This window comes from Acinetobacter sp. G11, assembly GCF_049808495.1.
Taxonomy (GTDB): domain Bacteria; phylum Pseudomonadota; class Gammaproteobacteria; order Pseudomonadales; family Moraxellaceae; genus Acinetobacter; species Acinetobacter kookii.
This window is the reverse complement of record NZ_JBNCAT010000004.1, coordinates 15,733-32,174: the sequence shown is the minus strand read 5'-3', so window position 1 is coordinate 32,174 and position 16,442 is coordinate 15,733. Positions and strand designations below refer to the sequence as shown.

The 16,442-nt window shown below is 45.6% G+C and carries 14 protein-coding genes and 1 riboswitch; of the genes, 2 read left to right on the top strand and 12 right to left on the bottom strand.

The features are described 5' to 3' along the window. Window positions 1-129: 129 nt before the first annotated feature. The 4 genes from ACPUEY_RS02665 to prfB form a co-directional block, all read right to left on the bottom strand. Entirely contained in the window at window positions 130-1,410 is a 1,281-nt protein-coding gene (locus tag ACPUEY_RS02665) for a 3-deoxy-D-manno-octulosonic acid transferase (RefSeq protein ID WP_425121051.1), read from the bottom strand. A gap of 110 nt (window positions 1,411-1,520) precedes the next feature. After that, on the bottom strand, window positions 1,521-2,597 hold the full coding sequence (locus tag ACPUEY_RS02660; RefSeq protein WP_425121050.1) for an alkene reductase: 1,077 nt from the start codon (window positions 2,595-2,597) through the stop codon (window positions 1,521-1,523). A 39-nt stretch (window positions 2,598-2,636) separates the two neighbouring features. Then, on the bottom strand, window positions 2,637-2,939 hold the full coding sequence (locus ACPUEY_RS02655) for an ArsR/SmtB family transcription factor (protein WP_086198995.1): 303 nt from the start codon (window positions 2,937-2,939) through the stop codon (window positions 2,637-2,639). 232 nt (window positions 2,940-3,171) lie between these two features. After that, window positions 3,172-4,267, bottom strand: a protein-coding gene (prfB, locus tag ACPUEY_RS02650; RefSeq protein WP_131274184.1) for a peptide chain release factor 2 whose coding sequence is annotated in 2 segments (ribosomal slippage) — window positions 3,172-4,194 and window positions 4,196-4,267 — 1,095 coding nt in all. Because the reading frame shifts where the segments join, the coding sequence is not laid out codon by codon here. Between the two features lie 420 nt (window positions 4,268-4,687). Between prfB and ACPUEY_RS02645 the strand changes: the two genes are divergently transcribed. Both ACPUEY_RS02645 and ACPUEY_RS02640 read left to right on the top strand, forming a co-directional pair. Continuing rightward, window positions 4,688-5,476: a putative porin gene (locus tag ACPUEY_RS02645; protein WP_092820504.1), complete on the top strand. Its 789-nt coding sequence runs from the start codon at window positions 4,688-4,690 to the stop codon at window positions 5,474-5,476. 179 nt (window positions 5,477-5,655) lie between these two features. Beyond that, entirely contained in the window at window positions 5,656-6,411 is a 756-nt protein-coding gene (locus tag ACPUEY_RS02640; protein WP_425121049.1) for a putative porin, read from the top strand. Between the two features lie 44 nt (window positions 6,412-6,455). Here ACPUEY_RS02640 and recJ read toward each other — a convergent pair whose 3' ends face one another. The 8 genes from recJ to ACPUEY_RS02600 form a co-directional block, all read right to left on the bottom strand. Continuing rightward, window positions 6,456-8,159: a single-stranded-DNA-specific exonuclease RecJ gene (gene recJ / locus ACPUEY_RS02635; RefSeq protein WP_425121130.1), complete on the bottom strand. Its 1,704-nt coding sequence runs from the start codon at window positions 8,157-8,159 to the stop codon at window positions 6,456-6,458. Continuing rightward, window positions 8,159-8,815 (bottom strand): pyridoxamine 5'-phosphate oxidase, encoded by a 657-nt coding sequence (gene pdxH / locus ACPUEY_RS02630; protein WP_131274187.1) that lies wholly within the window; start codon window positions 8,813-8,815, stop codon window positions 8,159-8,161. Before pdxH ends, recJ begins: the two co-directional genes overlap by 1 nt. A 9-nt stretch (window positions 8,816-8,824) precedes the next feature. Next, window positions 8,825-10,156, bottom strand: coding sequence for a phosphoglucosamine mutase (gene glmM / locus ACPUEY_RS02625; protein WP_261183297.1), 1,332 nt, complete (start codon window positions 10,154-10,156; stop codon window positions 8,825-8,827). Between the two features lie 125 nt (window positions 10,157-10,281). Next, the gene (guaB, locus tag ACPUEY_RS02620; protein ID WP_092820514.1) at window positions 10,282-11,748 is read right to left on the bottom strand and encodes an IMP dehydrogenase; all 1,467 of its coding nucleotides are present in this window, start codon (window positions 11,746-11,748) and stop codon (window positions 10,282-10,284) included. 173 nt (window positions 11,749-11,921) lie between these two features. After that, a complete protein-coding gene (locus ACPUEY_RS02615; RefSeq protein WP_092820516.1) occupies window positions 11,922-12,287 on the bottom strand; it encodes a YkgJ family cysteine cluster protein in 366 nt (121 codons plus the stop codon). A gap of 97 nt (window positions 12,288-12,384) precedes the next feature. Further along, entirely contained in the window at window positions 12,385-13,182 is a 798-nt protein-coding gene (locus tag ACPUEY_RS02610; protein ID WP_092820552.1) for an MBL fold metallo-hydrolase, read from the bottom strand. Window positions 13,183-13,362: 180 nt separating this feature from the next. Beyond that, window positions 13,363-13,941 (bottom strand): TMEM165/GDT1 family protein, encoded by a 579-nt coding sequence (locus ACPUEY_RS02605; RefSeq protein WP_092820518.1) that lies wholly within the window; start codon window positions 13,939-13,941, stop codon window positions 13,363-13,365. Window positions 13,942-14,014: 73 nt separating this feature from the next. Continuing rightward, a riboswitch (yybP-ykoY riboswitch) is annotated at window positions 14,015-14,161 on the bottom strand. 245 nt (window positions 14,162-14,406) lie between these two features. Further along, window positions 14,407-16,440, bottom strand: coding sequence for a 2-oxo acid dehydrogenase subunit E2 (locus tag ACPUEY_RS02600; protein ID WP_425121048.1), 2,034 nt, complete (start codon window positions 16,438-16,440; stop codon window positions 14,407-14,409). Window positions 16,441-16,442: the final 2 nt, after the last annotated feature.

Here is a 16,442-nt window from a genome sequence, read left to right as displayed (position 1 = left end):
CAGCATGGATGCTGTATCAGATCAGCAAAGGATTTTTGCTACTTTTGATCCCTCAAAAGTAGAGATTGCCTACGAATCAACATTTAAACTTTTCTGTCAAAATGAGGCCGTATGGTGCATTTGAAATATTTAAATATACTGATCAATCACCGCAATATGCTTTGCTAAAGACCCTGCATTTTTAAGCATGATCTGCTGCGCCGCAATGTTTAATCTGGCAGCTTTATCTTGATCGGTCAAAAGTTCAATTAATACCTTTGCTGTCTGTTCGGCATCGTCCATGACTTGCACGCCGCCTACCGCGACAAATTCATCCACAATGGTCTGGAAGTTAAAATAATTTTTACCCAAAACTGTCGGCACATTTAAGGCAATCGGCTCCAGAATATTATGCCCGCCGCCTGGTTCATTCAGCGAACCACCCACAAAGCAGGCCTGGCTTAAAGCGTACCACAGCCACATTTCCCCCATCGAATCGGCCAAATAGACTTGCGTATCAGTTTCTATTTTTTGTCCTAGACTACGACGCTGTGTTGAGAGATTTAAACTTTGTGTGGCTTGAAAAACCTCATCAAAGCGTTCCGGATGACGTGGCACCACAATGACCAGCAGTTCTGGATGTTTTTTCAGATAAGGCTTTAGAGCCGTTAACAGTTTCTGTTCTTCAGGGGCATGCGTGCTGGCAAGGGTGATGATTTTACGTGCCGATAAATGCCAGTCCTGCTGCAATTGCTGCGCCTGTTGAATAAAGCTTTGTGGCGCATGAATATCAAATTTAATGCTGCCGAGTACCTGACTTTTATCCTCTGGCATGCCTAAATTGCGGTAGCGGTCTAAAGTGGCCTGGTCCTGAGCCAGCAAGCGTTCCAGACCCATCAGCATACCTTGGGTCAGCCCTTGAACCTTTGCATAGCCTTTGGCCGATTTTTCCGAAAGCCGGGCATTAATCAGTAAACATGGCACTTTAAATTGCTGTGCCTGGTCGATTAAATTCGGCCAGATTTCAGTTTCGACCAAAGCCAGGACTTTTGGCTGATATTTTTGATAAAACGTCTGGACTAATTTTTTCTGATCGGCAGGTAAATACACCGCCTGAAACAAATGTTCATAAGGTGCTTTTAAAAAAAGGGATTTGGCCCGAGCCTGCCCCGTCTTGGTGGTATTGGTGACCAGTACCGGATGGCCCAGTTTGAGGTAATGTTCAATTAAAGGCTGTGCCGCATTGGTTTCTCCCACCGACACCACATGAAACCAGAGCGCATGCAGGTTTTTCGGCTGTTGAAATGGACCAAAGCGCTCAAGACACTCTTGTTGCAATTGCTCCGTATTCAGCGCACGTTTTTTAATCTGCCATTTATACAATGGCTTAATTAGAGTAAGTGCTGCGTTGTACCAAAAAGGAGTAGCCAAACAAGTTGCCTCAAATCATGTTCAATCGGCAAAATATAACAGAGCAGCCTTCACATGTTAATGAATTCTGCTCTGTGACATCATTTATTCTGTTTTATGGAAGTAGCTGCTTAACTTTCAGCAAGCTGTTTATTCAGGAATGGATAGTCAATATAGCCCTCTGCCACATCGGTTCCAATCATGTTTTCCAGTTTCAATTCATTGAGCGGCTCATCTTCCAGCAAACGCTCAAACAGGTCAGGATTGGCAATATAAGCCTTACCGAAAGACACCGCTTCGGCTATGCCCGATGCCAGCAGCTCAAGCGCATCTTCACGGCTTAAACGCATATTGGCAATATACGGCACACCGTTGGAACGTGCCTTCATTTCCAGACTGATGCTGTCATCGGCCAGATATTCACGGGTAAAGAAGAAGGCGATTTGACGTTTACCCAATTCTTGCATGACATAACCAAAGGTTTCTTTAGGGTTGGCATCACCCATATCATGCTCATCGCCACGCGGTGCCAGATGTATACCGACACGGCCTGCACCCCACACTTCAATCAGTGCATCGACCACTTCCAATAGGAAACGGGCACGGTTTTCAACTGAACCGCCGTATTCATCTTCACGCAGGTTGGTTTTGCTTTGCAGGAACTGGTCAATTAAATAACCGTTGGCTGCATGCAGTTCTACCCCATCAAAACCGGCTGCTTTGGCTTTAATTGCCGCCTGTTTATATTGTTCGGTAATGGCGTGAATTTCCGAAATTTCCAGTGGACGTGGCACCACATATTCACGTTTTGGACGCAGCAGGCTGACATAGCCAGCCTGTTGTACAGCACTGGCTGAAACCGGTGTTGCACCCTTTAACAGGTCAGGATGGGAGACACGTCCCACATGCCACAACTGCGCTACAATCAAACCGTCTTTGTCATGCACCGCATCGGTGACAAGTTTCCAGCCTTCCACCTGCTCATCGGTAAACAGACCCGGAGTTTTTTCATAACCGTTGGCTTCTTCTGAAATCACTGTCGCTTCAGAGATGATTAAACCTGCACTGGCACGCTGTGCATAGTATTCCGCCATCATCGCTGTCGGAACACGGTCTGCGGTAGCACGGCTACGTGTCAATGGTGCCATTACCACACGGTTTTTAAGTTTGAGTTCACCAAATTGAATGGGGGTGGAAAAATCTGTCATCAAGCCATCCTCTTACAGCTGGCCTGGACTGATGGAAGTCTAGAGCGCATGCTGTAAATGTTGTAAAAATTCCTGAATCAGTGCTTCATTACGAGAAAAATAAGACCATTGCCCATATTTGGTCACCTGAATCAGTCCTGCCTGCTGCAACACCGATAAATGATTGGACATGGTCGATTGGGAAATATCCGCGATTTTTTCGATATGCCCTGCACATACGCCACGACTAAAATCATCTCCACATTCTTCTGTGGAAATGAAACGCTTAGGTTCTTTTAAACATTGCAGAATCTGGCGTCGAATCGGGTTGGCTAAGGCTTTATAAATCGCTTCTGTGTCCATCTCATTTCACTCATGTTCATGATCAGCACCTTCGCAAAAATCATTATATCGAATTTACACGATATTAATATCGAAAATTTTCGATATTATGAGTCATTTTGTAAATTGCTGTCATTTTATCCAAATCCAGATCATTCTAGCATTGACTGGTCAGGGGCATTCATCCTGCCGATCGACAAATGCTAAAGCTAAAAAAGCAGAGGACCCACCTCTGCTTTTTCATGCAATAAACTTATAGACCCTGTTTCAAGCTGGCTTCAATAAATTTATCCAGATCACCATCCAATACCGCACCTGTGTTGGAATTTTCCACACCGGTACGCAAGTCTTTAATACGTGAGTCATCCAGTACATATGAACGAATCTGGCTACCCCAGCCAATATCCGACTTCGAGTCTTCAAGGGCCTGAGCCGCTTCATTACGCTTGCTCATCTCTAACTCATAGAGTTTGGCACGTAACTGTTTCCAGGCATGGTCACGGTTGGCATGTTGTGAACGCTGGTTCTGGCACGCCACCACAATACCGGTTGGTGCATGGGTTAAACGCACCGCAGAGTCGGTTTTGTTAATGTGCTGACCACCGGCACCCGATGCACGATAGGTATCGGTACGCACGTCTGCCGGATTAATCTCGATCTCGATATTGTCGTCAATCTCAGGGGATACAAACACCGCAGAGAATGAGGTATGACGACGGTTACCCGAGTCAAATGGCGATTTACGCACTAAACGGTGTACACCGGATTCGGTACGCAGCCAGCCATAGGCATACTCGCCTTCTACGCGAATGGTCGCCGACTTAATTCCGGCCACATCACCGTCAGACTCTTCCATCACTTCAGCTTTAAAGCCATGACGTTCAATCCAGCGCAAGTACATACGAAGCAGCATTGAAGCCCAGTCCTGTGCTTCCGTCCCCCCCGAACCGGCCTGAATTTCCACATAACATGGATTCGGGTCCATCGGGTTACTGAACATACGGCGGAACTCAAGTTTTGCCAGTTCTGCTTCTGCAACATCAAGTTCAGCCTGTACATCCTCAAGCATGGCTTCTTCGTCTGCTTCTACAGCAAGATCAAGCATGGCTTGGGCATCTTCAAGCTGAGTGGCTAAGCCATCCAGTACATTCAGTACGTTCTCAAGCTCGCCTTTTTCTTTGGCCATGGCTTGAGCACGGCTTTGGTCATTCCAGATCGCCGGATCTTCCAGTTCACGCAGAACCTCTTCTAAACGCTCTTTTTTCAGATCGTAGTCAAAGATACCCCCGTAATGTCAGACCACGGTCGTTTAAGTCTTTTAATTGGTTTAGATAAGGATTAATTTCCACGTGAATTACTCTCAATCAGAATATTAGGCTTAAATAGCCGTCAATTATAGCACAGAGCATAGAGGGAGTTTTAAAGCACTTTAATTCAATAACAATTGAGCAAATAGTGAATAAAAAACAGCTCATCCAAAACCCTTATTTGAGAGAGCATTTTTAAGATTCAAATCATTTTTATGTTACAAAATACTTGGTTTTTTATTTAAAAACCGTATAAATCCATAAAAACTCCACAATTTTAATAAAATAAAACATTTAAATATTTTTATAATTTTCAAATATTTATTTAATATTAATTACACAACATTACCTTAGAAACATTTCTGTAACTTTCAATGGATTGACCTGTTTTTGTTTTGGTCTAGACTAAAAGTTGTAACAAAAAATGTATTATTTTTAACCGAAATTTGAGGGGTAGTATCCATGAAAAAATTAGCCATTGCTTCAGCACTTCTTTCTGCTCTAGCAGTCACAGGTACAGCCAATGCCTACCAGGCCGAAGTCGGTGCAGCAGCATCTTATATTGATCCAGATAACGGCAGTTCAGGTAGTGCTTTCGGTGTAGATGGTACTTATTACTTTAACCCCGTTCAAACTCGTAATGCGCCACTTGCAGAAGCGGCATTCCTTGACCGTGCCAGCAACGTCAATGCGCACGCAACATTTGCTGACCGTGGTGATGTAGATGACAACACGTATGGTGTCGGTGCTGAATTCTACGTTCCAAACTCAGATTTCTATCTGGGTGGTGATGTAAGCCGTAACAACACTGAATACCGTGATGTATTGGGTCAAAAATATGACTTCGATACCACTTATTATTCTGCCGAAGTCGGCTACCTTCCAGCACCAGGCCTGTTAATTGCTGCTGGTGTAAAAGGTTATGACAATGACAATGATGACGGTGTAGATCCAACTCTTCGTGCCAAATACGTGACTCAGCTTAGTAATGGTAAAGACATCAACCTTGAAGCAGGTGCATCATTTGGTGATCTAGACGAGTTCAATCTTGCAGCAGATTACTTCATTGACAAATCATTAAGTGTTGGTGCGGATTACTACAACAACGACTTAACTGATCAAAATGAATTTGGCGTTAATGCGCGTAAATTCTTTAACCAACAAGTCAGCCTTGAAGGTCGAGTTGGTTTCGGTGAAGTCGGTAACAACGACTACAACTCATTTGGTGTAGCTGCTAAATACCGCTTCTAAGCACGCCTTAATCCCTTTTCATCAAATGGCTCATCTTCGGATGGGCCATTTTTTTGGCCTTAAATAAAGGATTTAAATAGAAAATGCAGATTGACTGTGCGATTATTTAACATACAATTTGTTACAACTATAAAATAAAACGATATTAAATAGCTTTAATCACCAGGGGAAAACTCTAAATGCTTAAAAAAATTGCTCTCGCTACAGCGTTACTTGCCAGTTTGGGAACTGCTCATGCTTATCAGGCTGAACTGGGAGGCACAATTGCAATTATAGATCCAGATAATGGGGATACGTCTACCGGTTTTGGCGTGGATGGGACTTACTACTTTGATTCAGTGCACCTTAAAAATGATCCCTACAATGAAGCTGCATTCTTAAACCGTGCCAGTAATCTGAATGCCAGCCTTTCTTATGTAGATTATGACGGCTATGAAAATACGACCTTGAATGCCGGTATTGAATACTTTGTACCAAATTCCGATTTCTATATCAGCGGAAATCTGGGTCAGATGAGTGAAGAAACTGAAGGCTTTGAGGATTTTGATACCACGCTTTATTCAGCAGAATTAGGCTATTTACCGGTACCAGGCTTATTGCTTGCCGTTGGCCTTGCCGGCTATGACAATGATATGGATGATGGTATTGACCCCACTGTACGTGCCAAATATGTGACTCGGGTCGGTCAGTACGATATGAATTTTGAAGCAGGCGCAAATTTTGGCGATCTTGATGCCTATACTTTAGGCACCGACGTGTATCTGGATAATACCTTCAGCCTAGGTCTCGGTTTTGCGGACAGCGATGTAAAAGATAGCAACGTATTTAGCATTCGCACAAAAAAATTCCTGAATCAACAAGTTAGCCTAGAAGGTTCTATTCACTTTGCCGATGCTGGCAATGTCTTTGCGGTCCGTGGTGCATATCGCTTCTGATTTTTAAAGTGATCAACAAAAACCGCTCAACCGAGCGGTTTTTTTTACTGTTCCAGATGAATCACGCGCAGCTGTAAACTGACATTGCCATTAAATTCATTTTTATCAATTTCATAGACCAACCGTACATGGTCTTGCATGGCATCAAATTCAAACTTGTTTCGCGCATTAAAGGCGATGGCTTCTACAATCTGACCATTTTGCAAAGCCAGACGCAGCTTCAAATGCATTTCTTTCAGCCAGCGATAATCCAGAACCTTGAATACTCCCTCAAAAATCGGTGATGGGAATTTTTGTCCCCAAGGGGTTAAATTTTGCAGAAAATCGACGGTTTCAATGTGAAAATTTTCTGTCGGTAATTCACCATCGGTCCATAAAGTGGCATGAAACAGGGACTCATCCATATTTGAGATTAAAGCTTCAAAGGCCTGCTTAAATTCATCAAAATGCTGTTTCTGAATGGTCAAACCGGCAGCGGCGGCATGTCCGCCAAAATGGCTGACCAAATGGGGATGCTGTTCGGCAATCATTTCAATTGCATCACGTATATGCACACCATCTATAGAGCGGGCGGAGCCTTTAATATGTATGCCATCTTCATCTGCGGCAAAAACAATACTGGGGCGATGAAACTGTTCTTTTAAGCGGCCAGCCACAATCCCAATCACGCCCTGATGCCAATGCGGCTCAAACAGAATGAGCGCAGCTGGTAAATGTTCTTGATCCAGTTCCAGCTGAGTGAGTTCAGACAAAGCTTCCTGCTTCATCTGGGTCTCGACCTGACGGCGCTCGGTGTTTAACTGATTTAACTGTTGTGCCAAGGGATAAGCAGTTTGCAGATCGGCAGCCAGCAGACATTCAATACCAATATCCATGGTTTCCATGCGTCCGGCTGCATTGATACGCGGACCTAATACAAAACCCAGATCTTGCGCCTTTAAGGAGGCTGGGTCACGTCCGGCAATATCCAGCAAGGCACTAATCCCTGCACGGCACTGATTTTGCCGTATGCGCTTGACCCCGGCATCGACCAGAATCCGGTTGTTATAATCCAGGCTGGCCACATCGGCATAGGTGCCTAAAGCCACCAGATCCAGATATTGAGCCACTTTTGAGGTCGATTTGCCTAATTGGCCGCGATAGCTGGACAAATTGGCGAGCAGGTAAAATGCCACACCCACCCCCGCCAAAGCCTTGCTGGGAAATTCACAGCCTAACTGGTTCGGATTGACCACGGCTTCGGCTTTAGGCGTTTCTTTAGTGGTCAGGTGGTGATCGGTAATAATCACCTGCATGCCATGTGCCTGCGCCTGTTCCACCCCGGCATGACTGGAAATGCCATTATCTACCGTAATCAGCACATCTGGCTGGAAAGTGCTAAAAGCCAAATCGGCAATGGCCGGTGTTAAACCATAGCCATATTTAAAACGGTCCGGCACCAGATACGCGACATTCGCGCCCATATCCCGCAAGGCTAAAATCATCAATGCAGTGCTGGTGGCGCCATCAGCATCATAATCGCCTACAACCACGATTTTCTTTTGCTGTTCAATGGCTAAGTCAATCAGCTGAATCGCTTGCTGCAAACCCTTCATGCTTGGCGCTAAAAGATGCTTCAATTTCAGTTCAAGTTCTTGTTCCGATTGCACACCACGGCGCGCTAAAATTTGCGCAATAAACGGCGACACGCCCTGAAAGTTTTCAGGGCGTGTAATAAACGGTCTTTGCTGAATCAGTGTTTTTGGCATTAAGGCATGAGTCGTTGTAATTTCCACTTACCGTCGATTCTTTCATAACACAAGCGGTCATGTAAACGGTTTGGACGACCTTGCCAAAATTCATAATAATCCGGTTGCAGGCGATAGCCGCCCCAGAATTCAGGTTTCGCCAATTCCGCTTTTTCCGCCACCTGGTCTTGCAAAGCCTGAAAACGGGTTTGCAGTTCCTCACGACTGGCAATCACACCGCTTTGCGGCGTACTGATATGCGCTGCAATCTGGCTGTCGCGCGGGCGTTTATGATAATAATCGGTTGATTCCTCTAACGAGATTTTTTCAACGCGGCCACCGACACGAATCTGGCGTTCTTGCTCAGGCCAATAGAACAGCAGTTCGGCATAGGGATTGTCTGCCAGATCCAGGCCTTTTTGACTGTCGTAATTGGTATAAAAATCATAGCCTGCTTCAGTCGCGCCCCTTAATAATAGGGTACGCACATGCGGACGGCCTTGTGCACTCGCAGTTGCCAGCGACATGGCATAGGGTTCATGCAGTTTTGCTTCTAAGGCATGGTTAAACCAGTTCAAGAATTGCTCATGCGGGTTTTCAACCACCTGAGTTTCATGCAATTCCCCTTTTTGGTAACTCAAGCGCAGTTCGCTTAAGTCCTTAATCAGATCATTCATATTGTCCCCTTAAGCTGCGTTAGAACGTACACTGTCTGCAAGGTGATTGGCCAAATCGGTGACTTCCTGAAGATTGTCACCTTCTACCATCACGCGAATCACAGGTTCTGTTCCCGATTTACGAATCAGTAAACGGCCCCGACCTTTCAGTTGTGCTGCAGCCTGATCAAATTCAGCCACCAATGCAGGTACAGCATACGGATCAAACATTTCTGCCAGACGGACATTGACCAATACATTCGGCAATAAGGTAAAACCTTCAACCAGTTCATGCAGGGCTTTTTGCTGCTCGACCATCACGGTTAATACCTGCAATGCGGCAATAATGGCATCACCTGTCGTACTCTTGTCTAAAGTCAGAATATGCCCTGATGGTTCACCACCAATCACCCAGCCTTTTTCGTCCAGGGCTTGCAGAACATAACGGTCACCCACGCTGGCACGGACAAATGGAACCTGGGCTTTTTCCAGGGCCAATTCAAGTGCCATATTGCTCATGACCGTACCGACAATGCCCGCCGGCTTGTGCTTGCCCTGAGTGGCCAAAATGTACAGGATATGGTCACCAGTAATTTGCTGACCGTTTTTATCCACCATAATCACGCGGTCTGCATCGCCATCAAAGGCAATCCCCACATCCGCCTGATGTTCAAGCACGGCCTTTTGCAGGTTTTCCGGATGGGTTGAACCACAGTCCTGATTGATGTTTAAGCCATCCGGTTCGTTATAAAGCGCTACAACTTTGGCACCCAGTTCCTTAAACACCGAGGGTCCCACGTTATAGGCAGCGCCATTGGCACAGTCCACCACAATTTTCAGGTTACTCAGGTCAAAATGGTAGGGGAAAGTCGATTTACAGAATTCAATGTAACGGCCATTGGCATCTTTCACCCGCACACTTTTACCCAGGTTTGCGGTATCTTCAATTTTGAGTTCGTTTTCGAGCTCTTTATTGATCGCATCCTGTAATTCATCGGGCAGTTTCTTGCCTTCGCTAGAGAAGAACTTGATGCCATTATCAAAATAAGGGTTGTGCGAAGCCGAGATCACAATGCCCAAGCTGGCGTGTAAAGCACGGGTTAAATGGGCAATGGCAGGTGTCGGTAAAGGGCCAAGCAAATGCACATATACACCCGCCGCATTTAAGCCCGCCTGTAATGCAGATTCTAAAATATAGCCCGATAAACGCGTATCTTTACCCAACACAACAATCGGTTTTTTCTTATTACTGAATTGTTTTAAAACCTTACCTGCAGCAAAACCCAATTTCAGGGCAAATTCAGGTGTAATCGGAAGTTCCCCAAACTTTCCACGAATTCCATCTGTTCCAAAATAACTCATTTTTTGCTCACTTCTTATACATGTAGATGGGATTGATCATCCAATTTTAGTCCTAATTACTTTACACCAAAATCAAAAAAGCCGTCATATAAATGACGGCTTTTCCTGACTTTGATTACTAAAAATTAACCAACACGGTAGTTCGGTGCTTCTTTGGTAATGGTCACGTCATGCACGTGCGATTCAGACATACCTGCTGCGGTAATTTTCACAAACTTGGCATTTTGACGAAGATCGTTCACAGTCGCAGAACCGGTATAACCCATAGAAGAACGCAGACCGCCCATCATTTGATGAACGATATTGCCCATAGGGCCTTTGTAAGGTACGCGGCCTTCAATACCTTCCGGTACGAGTTTTTCCTGACCGGCTTTAGAGTCCTGGAAATAACGGTCAGCAGAACCTGTTGCACCCGCCATTGCACCCAATGAACCCATACCACGGTAAGCCTTGTAATAACGGCCCTGGAAGAATTCAACCTCACCCGGTGCTTCTTCAGTACCGGCCATCAATGAACCGACCATGATGGTGCTTGCACCGGCGCCAATTGCCTTCGCCATATCGCCAGAGAAGCGGATACCGCCGTCAGCAATTAAAGGAATCTGGTCTTTCAATGCATTGGCAACGCTGTCGATCGCAGAGATTTGCGGCATACCAATACCGGCAACAATACGTGTGGTACAGATCGAACCCGGACCAATACCCACTTTTACCGCATCCGCACCTGCATCAAGCAGGGCAAGCGCCGCATCACCAGTGGCAATGTTACCGCCAATCACCTGAACTTGCGGATAGTTGGCTTTTACCCAGCGTACGCGTTCAATCACGCCAGCAGAGTGACCATGGGCTGTATCGACAACAATGGCATCTACACCCGCTTCAACCAGTGCTTCAACACGGCTTGGCGTTTCTGCGCCAGTACCGACTGCCGCACCCACACGTAGACGACCGAGGTCATCTTTACAGCTGTTTGGATAAAGTTCCGCTTTACGGAAATCAGTGACCGTAATCAAACCTTTCAGTTCGTTGTTATCACCCACCACCAGTACTTTTTCAATACGATTTTTTTGCAGAAGGGCCTGGATATTTTCTTTGGATTCGTTTTCGCGAACAGTCACCAGACGGTCTTGACCAGTCATGATGTTGCTGACAGGTTGTTCCAGGTTGGTCTCGAAACGCGTGTCACGACCCGTCACAATACCGACCACTTTGCCATCTTTAACAACAGGTACACCGCTGATGTTGTTGGCTTGGGTAATTGCAATCAGTTCACGAACCGTTGTTTCCGGCGTTACGGTGATAGGATCTTTCACCATACCTGCTTCAAATTTTTTCACACGGCGTACTTCTGCAGCTTGCGCAGCGATATCCATGTTTTTGTGCAAGATACCGATACCGCCATTTTGTGCCATTGCAATCGCCATACGGGATTCAGTCACCGTATCCATAGCGGCTGACACAAGAGGAATATTTAGGTTAATGCCACGAGTGAGGCGTGTCTTTAAGGAGACATCTTTTGGGAGAACAGTTGAGTAGGCAGGGAGTAATAAGACATCATCGAAGGTTAGAGCTTCTTGAACGATGGTCAACATAACAGTCTCACTGGTAATTTCCGTGCGCTATTATAAACAAAAAAAACAGTTTTATTCATGCTAATTTCAAACAGCAATGCAAAATAAATTTACATTGCTGGATATTGGCCAACTTTTTTATTCAAAAACAGTGATTTTACTGCATGAATATTTAAATTTAGGCAAATACTCGATTAACAGACCTGATCAAAATCTTCATCATTGGTCGACTCAAAAGATTCAAGCGGCACAAAGGGGATCATGTGATGTGCCCGTCTTGCCTTGTTACATTGTTCATCGGCAATCTGCACTTCTTTACATGAGGAACTGCGTGCCTCATACATGCCACAGCTGACCTGCTTGCCTATTTCCCCTTCGAGTGCAATGCAACGTGGATTTTTTTGATTGGTTCCCACCATACATGAATACACTGCTGTCACCGGCTCAGTAAAGTGCTCGGGCATATGAATGCCTTCTGCCCAATAGAATGAGACACGGAAATAGGCGCAACATGCGCCACAGCTTAAACAGGCATCCTGTGTGGGTACTTGAGACAACATTTCTTATAGATTCTCGTCATCAAAAAAAGTTTTTTTGGGATAGAAAATATAAAAAATGTTGTTTTTTCACTCAAGAAAAATTTTTAATTTTTTTGAACTATTCAGGACAGGTGAATACAGTTTCATCCATTAAATCGACACCGCATTCCAGGGTTTCAATCCAGTCCAAAAATTGATTGATCTGCTCTTTGCCAATAAATGGCGTGCCATGCTGTGGCACAATCATTTCAACGTCCATGGTACGAACCATTTGCACCCAAAGACGGATCACTTTATTGCAACACATATAACGCTGATGGAAGCCTTTCATCTTCGGGATATGCGCAGCAAAATTCTCCAGCGGTTTAGACGCATCCTCAACCATGGATGCGCCCATATCGCCAGAAAACAGAATTTTGGCAATCGGGTCATAAAACTGGAAATTACCAACCGAGTGCAGGAAATGTGCCGGCACGGCAATAATGCTTGATTCACCCAATGGAATCACCTGACCATGGTCAGGCAACTCGACCAGACGATCCAGCCAGTTCCCTTTCATACGGTCACTCATGAAAGCCGAGTTCAAGTGCGGCAAGAAACGCGCCCATAATTTTGATGCCACCACCTTGGCCTCGGTGTAGACCAGCCAGCGTGGCATAGAGGTAATAATGTCGGGGTCCTGATGGGAGGCCATGACATAATCAAGATTGGTTAGACGAGTATATTTGTTCAGTTCCATCGTCAATGGAACATAGGTCAAGTCGCCCCCTGGATCCAGCACTGCAGCACGTTCATTGTCCAGGATTAGAAACTGGTTTGCCTGTACACCTTCACCTTTCACTAAACTGGTAAAACTAATACATTTATGCGTACCATTATCAAATAGTACCTGTGATGTGGTGCGATCAAACGCCATACCCATTCCCCAAAATATCGTTTTTAAACTAACTTTTTAATTCCTCTCAACATATAGGGATTCATGGGAATTTACAACAAAATAACACCTGAATATTGGTAGATTTATCAGCAAATTGTGCGGTATTTCACAATAAAAAATCCCGACAAAAATGCCAGGATTTTTTAACGCTATTCAAATTTAAAAGAAATAATGCTGAACCAGTGCTGCCACACCAATCACTAAAAACACAAGTGCGCCAATTTTATGAATTAGTGAAATCGGGAGTTTTTCCGCCAGTTTGTTGCCAATAAAGACTGCAGGAGCATTGACCAGCATAATGCCCAGCGTGGTTCCCAGTGTTACCCAGCCAATACTGTCAAAGCGCGCGGCAAGTGCCACGGTAGCAATCTGAGTTTTATCACCAATTTCTGCCAGAAAGAACAAAACAAACGTGGCACCAAAAACGCCATATTTTTGCCATTTATTAATGCTTTCAGTTTCATCATCCAGTTCATCTGGAATCAGCATCCAGGCCGCCATCGCAATAAATCCTAGGGAAACAATCCATAACAATACGGTCGGGCTCAGAACGGTTGTAATCCATTGCCCCAGGACAGCGGAAACACCATGGTTGACTACGGTCGCCAGGAAAATTGCGATCAGAATTGGGACAGGTTTACGGAAACGCGCGGCCAGCAGCAAAGCCAGCAATTGAGTTTTGTCACCCATTTCGGACAAGGCAACAACAGCTAAAGAAATCAGGAAGGCTGAAAGCATGATGTATTTCTCTGGCTAGCATAATAAAACCTGTGACTCACCCCTCCTGCTAGCCAAATTGAGCAGAGTGGTAAATCAAAGGTCTTGCCAACAAAAAGAAAATCATGATCAAAAAGATCATTTGGTTCTTTGCTATGATGACCATGTTCTGTGGAACAATTATGTTGACCATCACCTTTTTACATTGCGTAAAAAGCGGCTACTCCCCAATGAAGTGCATGCATTTTAAGCTGAAAGATAAAAATTTTCAAATGCCTTTAAAAATATCATTTCAGGATAACAATCGACCTTGTTATCCAGGGCAAAAATTGCATTAGAAATCATTTTAAGCCAAGCAGTATTTTACGCGGCTGTGTTCACCGTCTTATTCCTGTCATAGGAACAAGCCTGTGTGTTTCTCAATCTACCCACGCCTTTCATAAAAAAACCCTGCCGAAGCAGGGTTTTAACGAGTATGACGTAAAATTAGAGCAACAGGCTACGAATATCCGACAACAGTTTGGTCAGCTTATGGGTAAAGCGTGCTGCATCTGCGCCATTAATCACACGGTGGTCATAAGACAATGACAGCGGCAGCATCAGCTTAGGATCAAAACCTGTACCATTCCAGACCGGTTGCATGGTGGCTGGCGAAATACCCAGAATTGCCACCTGAGGCCAGTTCACCAACGGGGTGAATGCGGTACCGCCAATTGAACCCAGGCTGGTAATGGTGAAGTTTGCACCTTGCAAATCTTTCGGTGACAATTTCTTGTCACGTGCTTTCTTGCTCAGTTCACCCAGTTCAACTGCAATTTGCTTAATTGATTTTTGATCTGGATTACGCAGTACCGGCACAGTCAAACCGTCTGGTGTTGCCACAGCAATGCCCATATGGATTTCATTACGCAGCAATACCGATTTCTGGTCATCCGCTAAATGGCCGGCAAAATACGGCTCTTCCTTCAACAGATGCGCGACTGCTTTGGCAATAAAAGCCAGAATCGTCAGGCTAATACCCTCTTGTTTAAACTTGGCTTTGAGATCGCCGCGCCATGCTTCAAGTTCGGTAATATCTGCCAGGTCAAACTGGGTTACCTGTGGAATGTAGTTATTCAACGACAATTGCGGCACAGAAACCTGTTGCAGGCGGGTCATGGCTTTCACTTCACCACCGCCAAATGCCGAGAAATCTGGCAATGCAGGTAAACCAGAAACTTGCGCTACAGTCTGCGCTACCGGTGCAGCTTGAGGTGCGGTTAAGCGTGTTTTCACATAGGCAAACACATCTTCTTTCATCAAGCGATCATGGGCACCCGAAGCTTTGACTTCAGCCAAGACCACGCCCAACTCACGCGCCAGCTTACGTACCGCAGGACCTGCATAGACTTTGGCATTGGCAGCATTCTGCTCCTTGCTCAGCTTATCGGCCGATTGGACTGGTGCTTGTTCTACAGATGTAGCCGCTTGTGGCGCTGCTGCCGGAGCAGGTGCTGCCTTGACTGCGGGGGCAGCTTCAACTTTGGCTGGCTGAGCTACAGCAGCTGCCTGTCCTTTCGCTTCGATGCTTACCAAGGCCATACCTTGTGAGACATTTTGCCCCATTTGTACGTGAATGGCTTTAATCACCCCTGCCGATGAGCTTGGCACTTCAACCGTGGCTTTATCGGACTCAACCACAATAATGCTTTGATCCGCCTCGACCGTGTCACCGACTTGAACTAAAATTTCCGCCACTACAGCTTTGTCTACACCCAGATCAGGCACAGCAATTTCCACCTCTCCGCCTGGTGCAGAGGCTACAGGTGCCTGAACTGATGTTTCTGTTGTTGGCGCATTCACAGCAGCGGTTTCTTTAGAAGATGCTGTTGTAGAAGCCGTACTTGGCGCTGGTTCAGCAGCTGAAGATGCTGTTTTCACCTTGAGCAGAACCACACCTTCTTTGACCGTGTCGCCTGCCTGAACTTCAACGCTCTCAACTGTACCAGCAACGGTACTTGGCACTTCAACCGTGGCTTTATCGGATTCCACCACCACAATGCTTTGATCGACAGTGATTTCATCACCTACCTGGACCAGAATTTCGCCGACCAAGGCTTTTTCTACCCCAATGTCAGGGACTTGTACTTCAACCACTGAAGCGCTGCCGGCCGGAGTCTTCGCTGCTGCAGCTGCGGGTTGATGGGATGCCAGTTCCTGCATAATTTCCTGATCAGGCAGCGAGGTCGGCGTGTTTTCCGAAGTCTTTTGTGAAGCGTCTGCTTCTTGAACTTCAGTCGCGCCGGTTGAACCTTCCTCAGCTTCCAGTTCAATCAGTACCGAACCTTCTGAAACCACATCGCCTACTGCAACCGTAATACTTTTCACAATCCCTGCCGAAGTGCTTGGCACTTCAACAGAGGCTTTATCGGATTCCAGCAAAACCAGGCTGTCATCTACCGCGACGCTATCGCCCACTTTTACCAAAATTTCAGCAACGGTGGCTTTATCAACTCCAATATCAGGTGTTTTGATTTGCATGC

Excerpts from the sequence above, each read along its gene's own strand:
- ACPUEY_RS02660 (WP_425121050.1), bottom strand. The coding sequence starts at position 2,597 with ATGACAGATTTTTCCACCCCCATTCAATTTGGTGAACTCAAACTTAAA.
- ACPUEY_RS02655 (WP_086198995.1), bottom strand. The coding sequence starts at position 2,939 with ATGGACACAGAAGCGATTTATAAAGCCTTAGCCAACCCGATTCGACGC.
- ACPUEY_RS02645 (WP_092820504.1), top strand. The coding sequence starts at position 4,688 with ATGAAAAAATTAGCCATTGCTTCAGCACTTCTTTCTGCTCTAGCAGTC.
- ACPUEY_RS02640 (WP_425121049.1), top strand. The coding sequence starts at position 5,656 with ATGCTTAAAAAAATTGCTCTCGCTACAGCGTTACTTGCCAGTTTGGGA.
- recJ (WP_425121130.1), bottom strand. The coding sequence starts at position 8,159 with ATGCCAAAAACACTGATTCAGCAAAGACCGTTTATTACACGCCCTGAA.
- pdxH (WP_131274187.1), bottom strand. The coding sequence starts at position 8,815 with ATGAATGATCTGATTAAGGACTTAAGCGAACTGCGCTTGAGTTACCAA.
- glmM (WP_261183297.1), bottom strand. The coding sequence starts at position 10,156 with ATGAGTTATTTTGGAACAGATGGAATTCGTGGAAAGTTTGGGGAACTT.
- guaB (WP_092820514.1), bottom strand. The coding sequence starts at position 11,748 with ATGTTGACCATCGTTCAAGAAGCTCTAACCTTCGATGATGTCTTATTA.
- ACPUEY_RS02615 (WP_092820516.1), bottom strand. The coding sequence starts at position 12,287 with ATGTTGTCTCAAGTACCCACACAGGATGCCTGTTTAAGCTGTGGCGCA.
- ACPUEY_RS02610 (WP_092820552.1), bottom strand. The coding sequence starts at position 13,182 with ATGGCGTTTGATCGCACCACATCACAGGTACTATTTGATAATGGTACG.
- ACPUEY_RS02605 (WP_092820518.1), bottom strand. The coding sequence starts at position 13,941 with ATGCTTTCAGCCTTCCTGATTTCTTTAGCTGTTGTTGCCTTGTCCGAA.
- ACPUEY_RS02600 (WP_425121048.1), bottom strand. The coding sequence starts at position 16,440 with ATGCAAATCAAAACACCTGATATTGGAGTTGATAAAGCCACCGTTGCT.